General features: G+C 38.1%; 12 protein-coding genes. 1 reads left to right on the top strand and 11 read right to left on the bottom strand.

Annotation, left to right across the window (positions count from 1 at the left end):
- Window positions 1-106: 106 nt before the first annotated feature.
- Complete coding sequence (locus H561_RS0121130) at window positions 107-793, top strand: NUDIX hydrolase (RefSeq protein WP_027388759.1); 687 nt, start codon at window positions 107-109, stop codon at window positions 791-793.
- Window positions 794-795: 2 nt separating this feature from the next.
- Here H561_RS0121130 and H561_RS0121125 read toward each other — a convergent pair whose 3' ends face one another.
- The 11 genes from H561_RS0121125 to H561_RS0121075 all read right to left on the bottom strand — a co-directional run bounded on the left by H561_RS0121125 (window position 796) and on the right by H561_RS0121075 (window position 19,433).
- Window positions 796-2,703 carry a DUF294 nucleotidyltransferase-like domain-containing protein gene (locus tag H561_RS0121125; protein ID WP_027388758.1) on the bottom strand — a complete coding sequence of 636 codons (1,908 nt, stop codon included), beginning with the start codon at window positions 2,701-2,703 and terminating at the stop codon, window positions 796-798.
- 92 nt (window positions 2,704-2,795) lie between these two features.
- Window positions 2,796-3,419, bottom strand: coding sequence for a 3'-5' exonuclease (locus H561_RS0121120; protein WP_027388757.1), 624 nt, complete (start codon window positions 3,417-3,419; stop codon window positions 2,796-2,798).
- Between the two features lie 72 nt (window positions 3,420-3,491).
- Window positions 3,492-4,460, bottom strand: a complete 969-nt coding sequence (locus tag H561_RS0121115; protein WP_027388756.1) for a PDDEXK nuclease domain-containing protein — start codon at window positions 4,458-4,460, stop codon at window positions 3,492-3,494.
- 93 nt (window positions 4,461-4,553) lie between these two features.
- Complete coding sequence (locus H561_RS0121110; protein WP_027388755.1) at window positions 4,554-6,281, bottom strand: sodium:solute symporter family transporter; 1,728 nt, start codon at window positions 6,279-6,281, stop codon at window positions 4,554-4,556.
- A 3-nt stretch (window positions 6,282-6,284) separates the two neighbouring features.
- The gene (locus tag H561_RS0121105; protein WP_027388754.1) at window positions 6,285-7,442 is read right to left on the bottom strand and encodes an aldose epimerase family protein; all 1,158 of its coding nucleotides are present in this window, start codon (window positions 7,440-7,442) and stop codon (window positions 6,285-6,287) included.
- 21 nt (window positions 7,443-7,463) lie between these two features.
- A complete protein-coding gene (gene araA / locus H561_RS0121100) occupies window positions 7,464-8,960 on the bottom strand; it encodes an L-arabinose isomerase (RefSeq protein WP_027388753.1) in 1,497 nt (498 codons plus the stop codon).
- A 43-nt stretch (window positions 8,961-9,003) separates the two neighbouring features.
- A complete protein-coding gene (locus tag H561_RS0121095; protein WP_027388752.1) occupies window positions 9,004-9,702 on the bottom strand; it encodes an L-ribulose-5-phosphate 4-epimerase in 699 nt (232 codons plus the stop codon).
- A 237-nt stretch (window positions 9,703-9,939) separates the two neighbouring features.
- A complete protein-coding gene (locus H561_RS0121090; RefSeq protein ID WP_027388751.1) occupies window positions 9,940-11,637 on the bottom strand; it encodes a ribulokinase in 1,698 nt (565 codons plus the stop codon).
- 138 nt (window positions 11,638-11,775) lie between these two features.
- Window positions 11,776-13,749 carry an alpha-L-arabinofuranosidase C-terminal domain-containing protein gene (locus H561_RS0121085; RefSeq protein WP_027388750.1) on the bottom strand — a complete coding sequence of 658 codons (1,974 nt, stop codon included), beginning with the start codon at window positions 13,747-13,749 and terminating at the stop codon, window positions 11,776-11,778.
- A gap of 106 nt (window positions 13,750-13,855) precedes the next feature.
- Window positions 13,856-16,483, bottom strand: a complete 2,628-nt coding sequence (locus tag H561_RS0121080; protein ID WP_027388749.1) for a glycoside hydrolase family 3 C-terminal domain-containing protein — start codon at window positions 16,481-16,483, stop codon at window positions 13,856-13,858.
- A 208-nt stretch (window positions 16,484-16,691) separates the two neighbouring features.
- Entirely contained in the window at window positions 16,692-19,433 is a 2,742-nt protein-coding gene (locus tag H561_RS0121075; protein WP_027388748.1) for a T9SS type A sorting domain-containing protein, read from the bottom strand.
- Window positions 19,434-19,525 lie beyond the last annotated feature (92 nt).

The raw sequence follows: 19,525 nt of genomic DNA, 5'->3' as shown, positions 1-19,525 counted from the left end.
TCAAAAAAAATTATGAACAAGAAATAAAGTGTACCAAATACATTTATTTACATTTCATATTAATATCTACCTTAAAAAAATTAACTTTGTATAAAATCATTTTTTGATGGAAGAAAATTATCTTAATTATCCCAAACATCTTGTGGCAGTGGACTGTATCATTTTCGGTTTTGACGGGGATGAACTGAAAATTCTTCTGGTCCAAAGAAATTTTGAACCGAAGAAAGGGGAATGGTCTCTTATGGGTGGCTTTGTCGATGATAAAGAAAGTTCTGACCAGGCCGCCACTCGTGTCCTGAATACTTTGACCGGGCTTGAAAACATTTACCTTGAACAACTTGAAACTTATACAGAAATTGACCGTGAGCCAACCGCCAGAATTATGTCAATTTCGTATTATGCTTTGATCAATATCCAGGATAATATTCAAATCAATGAAAAATACAATGCCAAATGGTTTGACCTGAAAGACCGTCCTGACCTTATTTTTGACCATAATGCCATGGTAAAAGATGCTGTTCTGAGGCTGAGAAGAAGAGCAAGCACAAGACCTATCGGTTTTGAGCTTCTGCCGGAAAAATTCACAATGAAAGACCTTCAGAATCTTTACGAAGCAATCTTTGACGAGCAATACGACAAACGGAATTTCACCAGCAAAATCAATGCACTGGATGTACTGGTAAAAACCAACGAAAAAGATATGAGCTCGTCTAAAAAAGGGTCATTCCTTTACACTTTCGATGAGGCAAAATACAATAAGAAAATAGCAGAAGGTTTTATGTTTAAAATTTAAGCTTAAAAACTGCCGGTAAATTTCACTTTGATTCCCAGCTGAAAATTGGCAATCGTCTTGAAAATTTCGATTAAGGTTACTCTTTCTATCTTCGTTAGCTTACTGATTTCGACATAATTATCAGGGTGTTTTTTATCAATATTGATTTGATTTGCCTGATTTTTTAAGCGGAGCGCCATCAGATAATAATATGACTGATGCATTTCGTTATATTGCTCCTGAGTGAAAATCCCCATTTCCGTCAGTTTTTTCATTCTTTCACCGGTATTTTCTATTTCCAATTGATTTTTCAGTGCGTAGACACGAACCAGATCTACCATTGGAGACATCGCTGTTTTGATATCGAAAACTTCTGATTTCCCGATAGTCTGCGTCTTTATTTTTTTGAAAAAGGTCAAAGGTGGTTCATACTGCAATGCATTTTTGGCGATGTGCGCAAAAAATAGCTGATTGGGAGAAACGAGTTTTTCTTTGATAAATGTTTTCAGTTCACGCACGATATTTTCATCACCGTAAATAAAACGGAAATCAAAGAATGTAGAAAATTTCATTGCATTTTCCGGCACAGATTCTTCAATCCATTGGATATAATTTCTTTTCCAGTGAGAAAGGGAATGCGTCCATTTCGGATTGCTCGCCATAAAACCGCCTTTGCAGTATTCAAAACCAATCCTATTGAGGTCGTCTGAAACTCTTTTGGCAAACTCCAGAAAATATTCCCGCACCATCTCCCGGTGTTCATTCGCTTTGTCTTCGTAGATGATCCCGTTATCCTGGTCGGTACTCAATGTCTGCTCTTTTCTTCCTTCGCTTCCTGTGACAATGAAGGCAAATTTCGAAGGAGGCTTTCCTATTTCTTTAATCACTTTTTCTATCACTTTTCCGGTAATGGTGTCGGCAATCGTGGTGATGACCTGACTGGCAATTTCGCCGTGTACTCCCCTTCCCAAAAGCTGATTGATGATATCCGGAACCTGATTCCATTTTTTGCGGAGCTCTTCGATATTTTCTACCTGCTTTACGGACTGGATAAAAACCAGCGGACTCTGCGCCTGCTCGCTCAGCAAACGGTTTCTGCTTAGAAAACCGACATAATCTTCTTTGTTTTTCACCAAAAGATACCTTGATTTGGTTTTGAACATCATCAGAACGGCTTCATACAAATAGGCATCGGTGGAAATGCTAACAATCGGATTATCCATCACTTCCGAAATGGCAATTTTTGAATCCAGACAACGGGCGATGACATTATCTCTTAAAGTAATATCGGTAGCATAACCGATAATCTCGTCACTCCCCGATTTTCTGATAAAAATACAGCTTACCTTATTGGCAGCCATTATTTTAGCGGCTTCAAAAACGGGTGTATTTTCTTCGCAAGAAATAATGCTTTTGTAGGCAATTCCTTCAATTTTTCTTGAATATAATTGATCGGCTGCAAAATAACTTTCCTCGAAAGTAGCAGGTGTTTTTACAAAGTGTGAAAACTCTTCATCCAGCATTTTCTTGCCAAAATCTGAAGTGAAGTAGTGGAAAAAATCTTCGTAGGCATTGCACAATTCGTAAAATTCCTTTCTGGGTAAGGTGTACACCACGGTCCCTTTTTTGGCTATGGCCGATTTTAATGCACGAACCCGGTTCAGAATAATGGAAATTCCGCCAAAACAATAAGGTTTATGATGTTTGGTTACCGCTCTTTTGTTTTCTGAAGCGTCGAAAAAAAAGGTTTCATATTCTCCGAATGCTATAATGCTTACGCCGGTCATCTCTGTCACATCCTGACGATAAATCAGCGTATCTTTAGAAAACTCAGTTTTGATCAATGTTTCAGAGATCTCGGCAAGAACCGTTTCAGGTAAAAGATGGAAAGGTTCTGTTATTTTTAATAATGAAATAATTTTTTCTTCCATAAGGATTAATTAGATGCTAGATATTAGATTTCAGACATTAAACTCACCATCAGTTGGTTAAAATTTAAAAATATTTCAATAATTATTCTATCTCATTTTAATGTAGCTATAATTTCGTGATGGATTTTCTGAAATTCTTCTTCCGAAATTTCTCCACGAGAACGAATTTCAAAGAAACATTTTGCCGTTATTTCCGCATCAATCATAGCGTTGTGAGAAGGCTGCATTTTTTCATTAAAAAGAAATTCAAAAAGCCGGTTCAAACGAAGATAAATTATGCCTGGGTTCAAATTATAATCTTTGCTTTTAAGCATTGTGCAATAAAACATACTTTGCTGGAAAGGATTTTCGAGACCTGCTCTATAAAAATCACAACTCAGCGTATGAATATCAAATTCTGTGAAATGTCCAATAATTACCGGTTGATATTGCCGAATATCTGATGAAAGTTTTTCTAAAACAAAACTTCTTGCTTGTCCGTTTTTGCTTAAAAATTCTTTGGTAATTCCGTGTATTTTAAAAGATTTGGTACTAATTTTTAAATCATCAACATCAATATAACAATTTTCTCTTTTAATCTCGACCCCGTTTTCATCATAAACAATCCACGAAACCTGAACTGCTGAAGGCCAATTGTCAGTTTCAGAATAAGGTAAATCCCAGCGTTTCGGGATGCCCGTGGTTTCAGTATCGATGAAAAGGAGATATTTTTTCAAAGTTTTTGTTAAAGGCTTTTGGCAAATTATTTAATCTGTTTTTTGAATGTCCTTTTTAAAAGAAGTTTATTTTTAATTATCAAATAATTCGTGTAATTTTTGTTGTAATAGTTTCTTATCCGGCAGCTGAGTCTTATACTCGGAAACCATTGTTGGTGAAAGATTTCTGCTCAACGCATACTCAACCACCTCACGGTCTTTGTCTTTACACAACAAAATTCCAATAGTAGGATTTTCATTGTTTTTTTTAACATCCCGATCTAGTGCTTCCAAATAAAAATTCAATTGTCCTAAATGCTCAGGTTTAAATTTATCGGCTTTCAGTTCAAATGCAACCAGACATTGCAGGCCACGGTGGTAAAAAAGTAAATCAATAAAAAAATCACTGTTACCAACTTGTAATTTGTATTCTTCTCCTATAAATATGAAGTCTTTTCCAAGTTCAAGTATGAAACTCTTCATTTGTCTTACCAAACCACGCTGTAAATCATTTTCGCTGTATGGCTCTTCTAAATTTAAGAACTCAAATACATAACTATCTTTGAAGGTTTTTGTAAGCTCGTGGTTATTTTCTCCCAACGTAGTTGAGAGCTTTGAATTCCCTATCATTGTCCGCTCAAAAAGGCTACTTGAAATTTGCCGGTCGAGTTCTCTTTTACTATAATTTTCTCGTTTAACAAGTTTAATATAAAATTCTTTTTCTTCAATAGTTTTACACCTTGAAAAAATGAGCATATTATTTGTCCAGCTAATTTCTCTCACCAGTGGTGAGAGTTTTGGAAAATCCTTATACACTTCATAAAACTGCTTCATTCTCCAAATATTTTTATCAGAGAAACCTTTTATTTCGGGTTCGCTTGTTTGAATATACTGAGCTAAATCTTTTACTACAGAATCTCCCCATTCCGATTGCTCGATCTTTTTACTGATATGTTCTCCAATGTTCCAGTAGAGATTAATCAATTCGGCATTTACAGCTTTGATTGCATTGTTCCTGGATTGCTTAATGAGTTGAATAATGCTCGTAAACCTTGTATCCATTTTATTTTAATATACTACAAATTTATGATTTTAAGCCATAAACAAAAATAGGATGCCAAATAATGACATCCTAATTTATAACTTATCTTAAAATTACCAGAATCTTACGTAAAGTGCGGTCAGTAAAAGAACCGTCACTACAATCATAACCAAAGTTCTGTTATCTACTTTAAACATTGTCGCATCGATCGCGAAAGCTTTTGGATTCACTTTCGGACCAGATAAACTTATCATCACCATCACAGCAACCGTGATAAAGAACGACCATCCCATATTAATCAGGAACGGAATTTCTGTAATCGTGTGAACTACGCCGTTCTCTAATTTTTCATATGTGAAAGCGGTGTATAACCAAGTCTCTTTCCCGAAAATATCTACTGCAAAACTGTTGAAGAAAATCGCCAGTAAAAAGCCCAGAAGAACACCGACTAAAGCTGCAGTTCCCGTAGTTCTCTTCCAAAACATTCCCAAAAGGAACATCGCAAAAACACCCGGACTGATAAATCCTGTATATTTCTGGATGAATGTGAAACCACCTTCTCCTCCGATTCCCAAAACATCCGTCCAGGTAAATGCCAAAGCAACAGCCATTGCAATGATAATTGCCCAACGTCCTGTTCTTACCATTTCGATTTCGGTTGCATCGGCTTTCAGGTATTTTTTATAAATATCCAAAGTAAAAATCGTCGAAATACTGTTTACTTTTCCTGCCAAAGATGCCACAATTGCTGCGGTAAGTGCTGCAACTGCAAGACCTTTCAATCCGGTTGGCAAAAACCCTAAAATAGCTGAATAGGCACCGTCTTTCACACCATTGAAACCTGGCAAATGTCCTTTTGTATATAAAACATACGCTGCAATTCCAGGAAGCATTACGATAATCGGCATAAATAATTTCAAAAATCCTGCGAATAAAATTCCGGTTCTTGCGGTTTTCAAATCAGCGCCTAAAGCACGTTGTGTAATGTATTGATTACATCCCCAATAATTCAGGTTTACAATCCACTGACCTGCAAAATACATTGCTAATCCTGGCAGAACCACATATTTCTGAACACTTAAATTTTCCGGCATTGCTAAAGTTGTTGTTGTAACTGTCGGCTTATCAAGCATTAATTTAAAATGTTGTGGTGCTTCGTTCATCAAAGTCTGAAAACCTGCTAAAGCGTTTCCTACAGCTGCTCCATTGATTCTCTGGTCAACAATCTGAAGCGCCATATAAACCGTTGCAAAACCTCCGATAATCAAAACAGCTACCTGAATAACGTCGGTATATCCGATTACTTTCATTCCGCCTAAACCAATCAGCAAAGCCATCAGAAGCAATCCGATCATAATGATATGAAGATTATCTCCGCCCAATAAAGTATCAATAGCCAAAGCTCCCAGATAAAGAATTGAAGTCAAATTTACAATGACGTATAAAAACAGCCAGAAAACCGCCATAATCAACGAAACCGATTTATTGTAACGGGTTTCAAGAAATTGGGGCATCGTATAAATCTTATTCTTGAGGTAAATCGGAATGAACCAAACGGCAATGATAATCAATGCAATTGCTGCAATCCATTCGTAAGCTGCCACAGCAATTCCTACGAAAAACCCTTCGCCACTCATCCCGATGAACTGTTCCGCCGAAATGTTGGACGCAATCAAACTGGCGCCAATCGCCCACCAGGTGAGTGAACCTTCTGCAAGGAAATAATCTTTACTGCCTGTAGCTGCGGATTTTTTCCTGTTGTAAATCCAGATTCCGTAACCGGCCACCACCACAAAATAAACAAGAAATATGATGATATCAATAGTTGCTAAGTTTCCCATACTTTATTTTTTAACTGAGAATTTATAAATCGTTTTAGTCTGATATTTTTGTCCCGGCTTCAGCTCCGTTGAAGGGAAAGAAGACTGATTCGGAGAATCCGGGAAATGCTGAGTTTCTAAGCAAAAACCTGTTCGGAATTCATTTTTTCCGCCAGTTTTGGTATCAAATTTACCGTCAAGGAAATTTCCGGAATAGAACTGAACACCCGGTTCGTCTGTTAAAACTTCCATCACTCTTCCTGATTCAGGATGATATACTTTGGCAATGCTTCTCATTCCGCTTCCGTTTAGAATCCAGTTGTGATCGTAGCCTTTTCCTTTTTTCAACTGATCGTCTGCAGCATTGATATCTTTTCCAATCGGTTTTGAAACTGTGAAATCAAACGGACTTCCTTTTACGGCTTTCTGTTCTCCAGTAGGAATTAAAGTTTCATTAACCGGTGTGAATTTATCAGCATTTATCTGTAATTCGTGGTCGGTAATCGTTTTTGAGAAATTCCCTGAAAGATTGAAGTATGAATGTTGGGTAAGATTAACAACCGTTTCTTTATCCGTCGTTGCTTGGTAGGAAATTTCCAAAGCATTGTCGTCTGTCAAAGTATATAAAACAGTTGTCGAAAGTTTTCCGGGATAACCTTCTTCGCCGTCTGCACTTGTGTACGTCAATTTCAAAGTTGGAAATTTCGCATCTTTTACAGGCTCAATATTCCAGAATTTGGTATGGAAACCTTCTTTTCCACCGTGAAGGCTGTTCGGTCCGTCATTTTTGTCGATGTCGTAAGTTTTACCTTCCAAAGTGAACTTGGCGTTGGCAATTCTGTTTCCGTAACGACCAATCAAAGCTCCGAAGTAGTAAGGATTTCCGTTGAAATAATCTTCAGGTTTTGTGAAACCTAAAACGACATCCTCATATTTTCCGTTCTTATCGGGAGCCGTGAGCGAAGTGATAATTCCACCAAAATTGATGACTTCCACCTTCATCCCATTTTTATTCGTTAAGGTATATTTTTTAATGGAATCGCCTTTCGCTGTCATTCCGTAATCTGAAACCTGTATGTTTTCCATTTGTTCTGAATCCATTTTTTGATGAGTTTCTTTTTTATTGCAGCCGAAAATACATAAAAGTGCAATAATAATCAGATTATAACTTATTTTTTTCATAGTTTGAATGATTTTGCAAGTTTAACGACAATAAATTTCATTCCAGCGAAGGGTATTCTTGAAATCACGGATTTTCGTATCTTCATCAATAACAAGAGATTCAATTCCTGCAATTTCTGCAAAATCTTCTAATTGTTCCGCACTGATGTTTTCACTATAACACGTATGATGTGCTCCACCAGCCAAAATCCATGCTTCTGCCGCCGTGTACAAATCCGGAAGCGGCTTCCAAAGGACTCTTGCCACAGGAAGTTTTGGTAATTCTTCCGTGATTTCCAATGCTTTTGTTTTGTTGATTAACAGCCTGAAATGATTTCCAAAATCCATCAAAGCAGCATTCAGAGAATCAATATTTCCTCTTGAATTGAAAACCAGACGAACAGGATCTGCCTTGCCACCAATTCCCAAGGGATGAATCTCGCAAGATGGTTTGTCAACTGCCAAAACAGGGTCAACTTCCAGCATATGTGAGCCTAAAACCGAAGGATTTGAAGGATTGAGATGGTACGTATAATCTTCCATAAAGGCATTTCCGCCTTCAAGACCTTGTCCCATTGTTTTCATTGCACGAACTAAAGCCGCTGTTTTCCAATCTCCTTCTCCGGCAAAACCGTAGCCTTTTTCCATTAATCTCTGAATGGCAATTCCGGGAAGCTGTTCCAAACCGTGAAGGTCTTCAAAAGTATCGGAGAAACCTTTGAAATTTCCGTCTTTCAGAAATTTTTCCAACCCTAATTCTATTCTTGCAGCGACTTCAAGAGATTTTCTTTTGCTTCCGCCTGAAAGAAGAGATTCTGCCATTTTATAAGACGCTTCATACTCTTCAATCAAAGTTTTGATTTCGCCATCACCAATAGAATTGACAACGCTTACCAAATCCCCGATTCCCCAAGTGTTTACCGAAAATCCGAATTTGGTTTCTGCTTCTACTTTGTCGCCATCGGTAACGGCAACATATCTCATATTATCGCCAAAACGGGCGAATTTTGCACCTTGCCAATCATCCCAGCCCGCTGCAACACGGCTCCATTCTCCGATTTGTTTCTGAACTCTTTCGTCAGCCCAATGTCCCACAACCACTTTTCTGTTTTTGCGAAGACGGCTTACCATAAATCCGAACTCACGGTCGCCGTGAGCTGCCTGATTGAGGTTCATAAAATCCATATCCATCGTAGACCACGGAATATCCTGATTGAATTGCGTGTGTAGATGCAGCATTGGCTTTTGTAAAGCGGTCAATCCACGAATCCACATTTTTGCAGGTGAAAACGTGTGCATCCAAGTCACTATACCGATACAGTCTTTCGCAAAATTGGCGGCTGTAAGGGTTTCAAAAATTTCTTCCGTAGTTTTTACCGTTGGTTTCAGAACAATTTTTACAGGAATTGATGAAGAAATATTAAGTGCTTCCACGATTTTCCTTGAATGTTCCGCAACCTGGGCTAATGTTTCAGGTCCGTATAAATGCTGGCTTCCGGTGATGAACCAGATTTCTTTTGTATTGAGAGGTGTTAACATAGTTTTTATAATGATGAATTATGAATGATTAATTATGAATGTTTTATTGACCGTAATAGGCGTTTTTGCCGTGTTTTCGTTCGTAATGTTTTTTGATGAGCGAATCTTTAAGGCGTGGTGCATCCGGGTTGATTTGTTTTGTGCGATACGCCATTTCTGCAATGGTTTCGAGAACTTTGCTATTGTAGACGGCTTTGTCCGCATTTTTACCCCAGGTGAACGGTCCGTGATTTCCGATGAGTACCATTTCTACTTCTTCGTAAGACAGTTGCTTTTCTTTGAAGCAGTCCAAAATCTGAATTCCAGTGTTGTATTCGTAGTTTCCTTCGATTAAATCATCACGCATTGGCGGTGCACAGGGAATATCTGTTGTCAGATGGTCTGCGTGAGTCGTTCCAAAAATAGGAATGTCCATTTGAGCCTGCGCCCAAGCGACCGAATAAATGGCGTGCGTATGTGAGATTCCGCCAATGTTTTCCCAGTTTTTGTAAAGATAAGCGTGGGTTTTGGTGTCGGAAGATGGTCTTAAATTTCCTTCGACCACATTGGCATCGTAATCTAAAATCACGATGTCTTCCGGCTTCAACAATTCGTAAGGAACACCGCTTGGTTTGATGGCAAAGATTCCTTTTTCACGGTCAACGGCACTCACGTTTCCGAATGTGTAAACGACAAGCTTCAACGCATCCAACTGCATATTGGCTTCGTAACATTCTCTCTGGAGTTCTTTATAGATGCTCATTTTAGTTTTATTAAATGATTGAAAGATTAAATAATTTAAAGATTACAGTTTACTTATTTCAGGCTTCAGCTCGTTATTGATTTAGTTTCAGCATTGAATCACTCGCAGCCCGACCTGAGTGGAGCTCTTTTTGTGTAGCAAAGCGGAACAAAAAAGCGGGAACGGAGGGCGGATAAAGTTGCCATAAAAATTTTGGTTATTAGTTGTTATTTTAAAATTGAATGTGATTTCTATCAACTATAAACTGCCAACGATCAACTTCTTCTTTGACTTGATATTGTTCTCGGTAAAGTCAGCGAGAATCTGATATTGACTCATTAATTCCGCATATTTTTCTACATATTCTGCCTGCGGAAAATATTCAGCTTCAAAATCAGAACCCATTTTTTTGCTTGCTTTCTGAACGTTGGGATAAATTCCTGCAGCAACTGCAGCATAAATTGCTGCTCCCAAAGCCGGAGCCTGATCGGATGCTGCTACAACAATCGGCATATTGAGAACATTTGCCAACGTCTGCATAATGAACGGAGATTTTCTGGCAACACCACCAATTCCAATTACTTTTTCTATTTTCACGCCTTCCTCTTCAAAACGGTCAACGATTTTTTTGGAACCGAAGCAAATGGCATTCACCAAAGCTTTGAAAATATGTGGGGCTTTTGTACCGAGCGAAAGATTACTGATAGCAGCTTTCAGTTCCTGATTCGCATCGGGAGTTCTCCTTCCGTTCACCCAATCCAATGCAATAGGAACGGCTTCGGAAAGAGGGATTTTTTCAGCTTCCAAAGTCAGATTTCGGATAAGATTGTTCTCTATTTCTTCCTTTAATTGTTGTTTTTGATTATCATCGATGAAAGTAGAATTCATTAAAATGTTTTGGGTTGGCCACATCAAAATATCTTTGTACCAAGCCAGTAAATCACCGAACGCCGACTGACCAGCCTCCAGACCGATCAATCCCGGAATGACCGAACCATCTACTTGTCCGCAGATTCCTTTCACAGTTTTGTCTCCGATAATTTCATTGGGTGCGACCATAATATCGCAGGTGGAAGTTCCCATAATTCGGATGAGTGTATTTTCCTCGACTTTTGCACCGACTGCTCCGGAATGGGCATCGAACGTTCCTACTGCAATCACAGTGTTGGTTGTCAATCCTAATTTTGCTGCCCATTCCTGATTTAAATTTCCTGCAACCTCATCAGAAGTGTAGGTTTTATCGTATAATCTGTCGCGAAGTTCGGCTAAAGACGGATCTAACTGACCAAGGAAATCCTTAGATGGAAGTCCGTCCCACGACTCGTGCCACATTGCTTTGTGACCCGCTGCACAACGGCTTCTTTTAAAGGTTTCCAAATCCTGATTATCGGAAAGGAGAAACGTAATATAATCGCAATGCTCCATCCAGCTGTAAGCCACATTTTTTACATTTTCATCAACTCTGTTGATATGAAGGATTTTTGCCCAAAACCATTCGGAGGAGTAAATTCCGCCTTCAAATTTGGTGTAATCTTCACCACCCCAGTTTCTTGCCAAATGGTTGATTTCTTCTGCCTCGTCGATAGAGGTATGATCTTTCCATAACACCATCATTGCATTTGGGTTTTGTTCGAAACCATGAGTTAGAGACAACGCAATTCCATCCTTATTTACCGGAAGCGGTGATGAACCAGTAGTATCAATACAAATGCTGACAATACTTTCGGGTGCTACTCCACTCTCTTTGACAACATCTGAAATTGTTTTTTCCAAGCCTTCGATATGGTCTAAAGGATGCTGACGAAATTGATTTTGTTCCGGCTGACAGAATTTTCCTTCTTTCCATCTTTGGTAATAGCTCACGGATGTGGCGAGTTCAGCTCCATTTTCTGTATCAATCAGTACCGCACGTACGGAATCTGTTCCATAATCTAATCCGATAACATATTTCTTCATTTTTGCGATGAATTAAATTTTAATAAATGTTTACATTTCTCTTATTGAGAGAATAAAACAAATATAAATTATTATTTTAAATAAATGTAAATATTACACTTAATTTTATTTTTTCTTTTATTGGTGGTATTTAAAGGGCTATTTTACCTTTAAAACAACCAAAGAATTAGGTGGGATTTGAACAGAAAACTTCCCTTTTTTTATCAAAGAATTCCCTTCAAGAGGTTTTATATTTTCTGTTTGGAAATTATTTTCTGCAGAAAGTTGTGAAGCTGTCAAGGTTGTTTTGGTCAACTTGCTTCCTAATTTGATGTTTTTTGGATTGATTTCAATTGATTTTTCACGAGAATCTGTATTGACAATTTTGATAATCAATTCATTATTTTTAATGTCTTTCACTGCGGATGCGAAAAGTTGATTTTGTCCTTTTACAGCATTTCCGTTTTCAGAAATTTTAATTAAATCAGTTCCTTTATTATTGGAAAACAATTTTTGAACGTAATAATTTGGCGTTGCGTAAGACTGCAAATTATTAAACCAAATTAAATCCGGCGTCCATTGCCAACCGTCTGCGTGGGCAAAAAGCGGAGCGTAAGAAGTCATCGTGACCAAGTCTGCATTTCTTTCAAGCCCGGTCATAAAAGCGGCTTCCGAAAGGGCGGTCTGCCAGTTGTTTTTATTATCCGGTTTTACTACACCGACCGACTGAGCAGCGTATTCTCCGGCAAAAACTTTGGGTCCGGAACGGTCGTAAGCATCATATCTTCCGGCATTTTTTGTAAACCATTCGGGCGAATTGTAATAATGCTCATCGACAATCTGTGCATTGAGTTTTTTGAGTTCTTTCCAGCCGTAATCGAAAAATTCTCCGTCCGGCGACGGTCCGCTTCCTGAAATGATTTTGATATCGGGATATTTGGTGTGAATGGCTTTTTCGAAAATTTTATAACGCTCGATGTAATCTTCTCCCCATTGTTCGTTTCCAACGCCGATATATTTCATATTGAATGGTTGCGGATGTCCCATTTCAGCACGGATTTTTCCCCATTTAGTATTAGCATCTCCGTTGGCAAATTCGATTAAATCCAAAGCATCCTGAACGTAAGGATTTAATTCTTCCAAATGTACCAATTCGGCTGTGTTGAACTGACACGCCATTCCGCAACTTAGAATCGGTAACGGCTCTGCTCCCAAATCTTCGGAAAGCTGGAAATATTCGTAAAAACCTAAACCGAACGACTGGTAATAATCGGGAGTGAGACGATGTGCAAAACCTGAACTCCATTTGTTGATGAGATATTCTCTGTCGGCAACATTTCCCAATGTTTTTTTCCATTGATATCTTTCGGCAAGCGTTCTGCCTTCAACGATACAACCTCCGGGAAAACGTAAAAATCCGGGTTGCAAATCGTATAATTTTTGAACTAAATCTTTACGTAAACCACCCTTTCTTCCTTTCCAAGTATCTTGTGGAAAGAGGGAAATCATATCCATATTTACTACGCCTTTTCCGGTAAAAGTGATTTGCAGTCTTGCTTTTTCAACCGTTCTTGATGGAGAAAAAACGGCAGTATATTTTTGCCATCCTTTTCCTTTAATGAGAATAGGAACTGTCGAAATTATCTTTCCGTTTTCATCAATCAGACTCGCGTTGAGTGCAGAAATGTTTCCTGATACATTTTCTAAATCGAAACTGAAATCATATCTGGAATTTTGATGAAGCCCGATTCCTCGGAAACCTTCATTCTCCAAAAGATAATTTTTATCATTCTGAATAGTTATTCTTGCGTAGTTTTTATTGGTTTTAGAATTATCTGAATAAATGGTCAGAAAACCGGAATTCAAATTCGGAGAAAGCGTCTTTGTATTTTGCTGTTTCCAACCCGTTAAAGGCTCATCAAATTCAAAGCTTCGGTTCTTGATTAATTCAGCATAAATTCCACCATCGGCTGCAAAATTGATGTCTTCAAAGAAAATCCCGTACATCGTTGGCTGGATTTTGATGTTGGTAGGACTTCCATCCAAATCAAAAGTAAACTTTGAGGTTTGCGCAGTTGAAAACGCAGCGCAACTTGAAAGAAGTAGGGTGAAGATTTTATTTTTTGTTTTCATTGATAATTTATTTTTGGGATTAATCCAAAATAGATACTTCGACTACGTTCAGTGTGATTATTCTGTTTATTGATAAACCTTATAGGTTTCCTAAATTGAGAATAGTTTATTTCACCTTCAACTGGATGCTTTTTAATCCTGCATTATCAGAAGTCCCGCCGTAGAAAATGGTATAATCTCCTGATTTTGAAACCAAATCATCAGCTTTTTCATCATAAAATTTGAACGAATCTTCTGAAATAGTCAATTGAATATTTTTTGTTTCTTTTGCTTTAATTAAAACTTTTTCAAAGGCCCTTAATGTTTTTACAGGAGCCAAAGCATCGTTATTTCTTTTCACATACACCTGCACAACTTCTTCGCCGTCTCTTTCTGAAGTATTGGTAACAGGAATGATTATCGTAATATTCTCATTAGAATTGATGCTGTTTTTGCTCAATTTTGCATTGCCATAAGTAAATTTTGAGTAGCTCAAACCGTGACCAAATGCATATAAAGGATCTTCGGTCATATAACGATAGGTTCTTCCTTTCATATCATAATTCTCAAAACCCTGATGCTTGCTTGTGGTCGAAAGTGCATTATCCAATTGCTCAAGATTTTTGTAAAAAGTAATCGGCAATCTTCCAGAAGGATTGTAATCTCCCGCCAGAACATCGGCAACGGCAGTTCCGCTGGATTGTCCTCCGTACCAGGCATTCAGCAACACGTCATAATTTTTTTCATCCTGCTGCAAACCAAGCGCACTTCCCGTACAGAGTACAAAAACAACAGGTTTTCCTGTTTTTCTTAATTCTGCCAACAGTTCACGCTGAACTTTCGGAAGTTCTATTGAAGTTTTATCACCACCTTTGAAACCTTCTGCACTTACCTGCATTTCTTCACCTTCCAGACTTGGAGAAAGTCCGCCTGCGAAGACAATCACATCTGCATCTTTCACTTTATCTTTTACTGAAGCGAAATTTACCGGGTCTTTTCTGTATACTTCAAAGGCAATGCTTACATATTTTCCTTTTTGACTGTGGCGCAATTCTATCTGATATTCTTTTCCTTTCTCCATTTTCACGGGGAATTCCGAAGGATGTCTTGCATCCGGACCTTTTCTTGTAGCGATTTCTTTACTATCAACAAAAAGTGTGTAGATGTCTGATGTTGCGGCAGAAAATATGACTTCGCCCGAATAACTGCTTTTAAAAATCCCGGAAATTCTTGCTGAAGTATTTTCTCTGGCGACTCCTGGTGCAAGCTGTGTCCCGCCAAAACTGTTGTAGGTAATTCCTGTTTTATTAACCGAAGTATTGATCGGTTTTTCTTTGAATTCGTTATTGTTGAAAAACTCAACCTTCATTCCTTTTTCTCCGTTTTTCTGGCTTAGAAAATTCTGGTAAAGAGAAGCTCTGGAAGACGGGTCTGCCACTTCACTTCCTTTTTCGTAAATGATTTCTGCATTCGGAAATTTGGCTTTGATTCCGTCTAAAATCGTTACAGTTGAAGAAGGTGTTCCGTTGTAATTTCCCAACTGCATAATTACGTCATCGGCATTGGGACCTACAACCGCTATTTTTTTTATATTTTTATTTAAAGGCAGAACATTTTTCTCATTTTTCATCAGCACGATAGATTTTTGAGCCATTTTCAAAGCCTGTTCCTTGTGTTCTTTAGAATCTACAGTAGAATAAGGAATATTGTTCCAGTGAACGGAAGATTTCGGATCAAGCATTCCCAGTTCAAACCAGCCTTTCAGGATTCTGCGCATTGAAATATCGAGGTCTTTTTCGGTGATTAATCCGCTGGCAAGAGATTTATTAAGATTGTTATATGTATCTCCACATTCCAAATCTGTGGAATGTTTTAGAGCATCTGCTGCTGCACTTTTTTCGTCGGGATGCGTTCCGTGGTATTTTTCCTGATAGAAATCTGCCAAAGCCCAACAGTCTGAAACGACCATTCCGTCATACTTCCATTTACCACGGAGAATTTCATTAAGTAAAGTATTATTGGCACAACAAGGTTGTCCGTCGAAAGCGTTGTAAGCGCACATCACCTCTCTTACATTTCCTTCTAAAACAAGTGCTTTGAAAGCCGGAAGATAGGTTTCATACAGATCTCTTTTGGAAATTTCGGCATTGTAGGAATGTCGGTTCCATTCCGGACCACTGTGAACAGCGAAATGTTTGGCGCAAGCGTGGGTTTTAAAATATTTAGGGTCGTTTCCCTGCAATCCTTTTACCGCAGCAACACCCAAAACAGAAGTAAGATATGGATCTTCTCCGTAAGTTTCCTGACCTCTTCCCCATCTCGGATCTCTGAAAATATTGATGTTCGGAGTCCAGAATGTAAGACCTTCGTAACGTCCGGTTTTACTGGCTTCATCAAAAGATTTATTGTATTTCGCACGGGCTTCGTCAGAAATCATTTCAAAAGTTTTGAGATGTTCCGGAACGTCCCAGGTTGCTGCCAAACCAATGGCTTGCGGAAAAACAGTCGCTGTTCCAGCTCTTGCAACACCGTGAAGCGCCTCGTTCCACCATCCGTAAGCGGGAATTTCAAGTCTTGGAACTGCTTTGGAATTATCCATCATCATCCCGATTTTTTCATCAACGGTTAATAATCCAAGAAGATTTTCAATTCTCTGCTCGACAGGAAGATTGGGATTTCGAAACGGATATTTGTAATTCTGAGCAAAACTGAAAGTACTAACAAATACTGATATGGTTAATAAAATTTTGTTCATATGATTGATTTTAAAGCAGTTTTTTATTAATAAATATTGAATATTATCACCGGATATTCCTTTGCAGTGTGATAAAGACAAATATAAGATTCTATTTTGAATAAATGTATATATTACACTTAATTTATAAATAGTAGTAAAAGAAAAAGTCACCGGAATAACCCGATGACCTTGTAAAAAAATTAATTTGAAAAAATATGATTAAAGGTTATTGCTTTATAAATTTGCTTGTTATATTTTTCCCTGAACCTGATATTTCAATAAAATATACTCCGGAAGGAAGTTTTGAAACATCAATTCTGTTTTTGCCGTTGGTCAGTTTCGCTTTGTAGGAAACTGTACTTCCTTTTGCATCAATGATAGAATAAGTTGCATCAGATGACTTCCAATCAACAAAAATTTCGTTTTTAGCCGGGTTTGGATATAGAATAATATCGTCTTTTGCTGTTATTAAATTCTCAACTCCAAGCGTACCAAAATTCAAAGGAAGAAAATTATTAGTATAAGTATTATCTTCAGTAAGATATCCCTGAAATGAACTGATTACAGGCTCGTTGCCCGCTGTTACTTTATAAAATCCTGTAACTCCGCTTTCTGTTTTCAAAACATAGCCTCCTGCAGCCACTTTTATAGATTGATAAACACCGTTTATCTGATTGACCGTAATTGCTTTTGGTGTAGATACAGCACCTGATCCTGTGAATGTTTTACTTCCTGTAGCGTTAATCAATACAGGAATATTGGCAGGAATTACCCCATTGGAAATCTGCGTACAAACCACACTTCCCGAACCCGGCTGCATCATGTATGCCGTAACTCCCGAAGGAATGGCTGACTGAAAAGGTAAAAGAACGATCCCATACCCATTAAAAGTTCTTGTATACGTGGCAGAATTTGCTGTAAAACCGAACGGAACCTGAAAGTCTTTACCCAAATCTGAAAGCGTAAGGTTCTGGCAAGAATTGCCTGAAACTACATTTACATTATTATTGCTGACACTTCCGTTAACATAAAAAACACTGTTAAGATTGGCAGAAGCATTGTTCCAAGTATCTGCCGATGTGTTTCCTGTAACATCTTTGAAATCAACAGATGTATAATATTCATTTTCTAAGGCATCCATAAGATTGCTGTCTGTAAGCGAGTATGCTGATGCAAATTTTGAAGTTCTTTCATTGCCTACATTGAAATAGACATCACCCAAAGTCAGGGTAAGAATGGAACTGTAATTTCCGCTTCTAAGTCCTATGATTCCTTTGCAGCCATACGGAAGAACTGATCTGGAAATATCAAAAACAAGATTAAAACTCCCTGATCCAGGTGCAGGAAATGCTACACTACCATAATTATGAGATCTTATTGTTCCGCTGTTATCAACATAATACAATGTTGTATTTGATGAAGTCGGCAAGTTGCTTGTTGTATAGCTTAATACATTAAAAATTAACTTATTGTAACGGTCATCCAGATTCAAATATCCGCTGTTCGCATCTGTGTTTGAGCTTATCAACGGGGTAGAATTGTAGAATGTAACCGTTTTTCCGCTAAGCTGATAATTAACACCAAACGCAGAATTAGTAGGCATCTGAGTTTCAATTTTATTATAATGAACATCACCGCCTGTCATTAATGATACCGGTCTGTCGCCACTTTTATTAAAAACAAAAGTCATTACACTGGAAGGGCTCACCTGAACTGTCGGACGGAAACTCGCAGTACTGAAAGAGAAAGGTGATGAAGTCATATTCACAGCTTGTGAAGTAGTTGTTTGTACTCCTGAAGTTGTAAAAAATGGCAAATCAACTTTAAGATCATAGGTGTTGGAGGAAGAATTAATAACAACAAGGGTAATCTGATTGCCGTCCAGCGAGATATAAGACGAACCTTCCAAAGTTCCGCTTGAGGTTTCCCATTTTGCGTCAATCCTGGTTTTACCCGTGGTATTTTTAGCATATTGGGATAAAATATATCCTCTTTTGGTCATGTCTCCGGCAACTGTTCCGTATGTGCCGTCTCCCATCAGACCGTAATATCTTTTTGAGGCGTAATGAATCCACGCATTTACATTTCCAAGCAATGCATTATTGACGCTTTTTGCGAACGTGAAGCCATCGGTATTCCATAAAAAATCTCTCGGAGTCTGGCTGCTTGAAGAATTCCAGTTGATCAGATATTCTGTCTGCCATATTTCTTTATTATAATTCTGAAACTGCTTGTAAACAGACTGCATCGAGCCGTACTGATGCCCTCCGTACACCTCAAAATTCGCCATTACCGCAGGATCTAAGAACGCATTGGCAAAATTATCCGTAAAACCAACACTTTCCGGCGCAATTACCTTGCAGTTGATAAGCTGACCGTAGTTTTTAACAAAAGTTGCAATTTGCGTCGGTGTCCAGATACATCCCTGATACTGTGCCATTTCATCAGGCTCGTTCTGTATGGATATGTAATCAAGAGCAACACCGTTGTTTTGCAGATAGGTGACAAAACTATTAAGATAAAGAGCATAATCCTGATATTTTTCCGGCTTGAGATAACCGATTTGCTGTACGCCGTTTGCATCAGTATATACTGCGTTTACGTGGTTATTGGTTTTCCAGTCTGCAGGCATGGTCCACGGACTGGCGAATATGGTAAGTCCCATAGATTTTGCCAACTGAGCCGTTGCCAAAGCCGCACTCCAATTGCTGCTTTGTTCGGGAATATAGAGACGCATAATATTATACCCACCTTCACTGCCTGCGCCCCAAAGTTTTTGGATTTCTGTGGTCGTCATATGGTTGTATCCGAATTGCGGACTGCAGACAAAACCGCCAAAACCTGTTATTTTCTGATAAGAAATATTCTTATCGATTTTTACTTTTGCCTGCACGTTTTGTGCATTCAGCTGTACTGACATTGCAATACCTGTAATCATTACAAGTATAAACTTGAAGATTTTTTTCATAGTAATAAGTTGTTTAATTGTGATATAAAATAGGTCTAATGAATAGATTTAAAGGTTATAATTAATTAATATTCTAAAGGCTTTCCTTTGAA

This window comes from Chryseobacterium gregarium DSM 19109 (genome assembly GCF_000430845.1).
Taxonomy (GTDB): domain Bacteria; phylum Bacteroidota; class Bacteroidia; order Flavobacteriales; family Weeksellaceae; genus Chryseobacterium; species Chryseobacterium gregarium.
The sequence above is the reverse complement of the archived record's forward strand: the minus strand, read 5'-3'. Positions and strand labels throughout refer to the sequence as shown.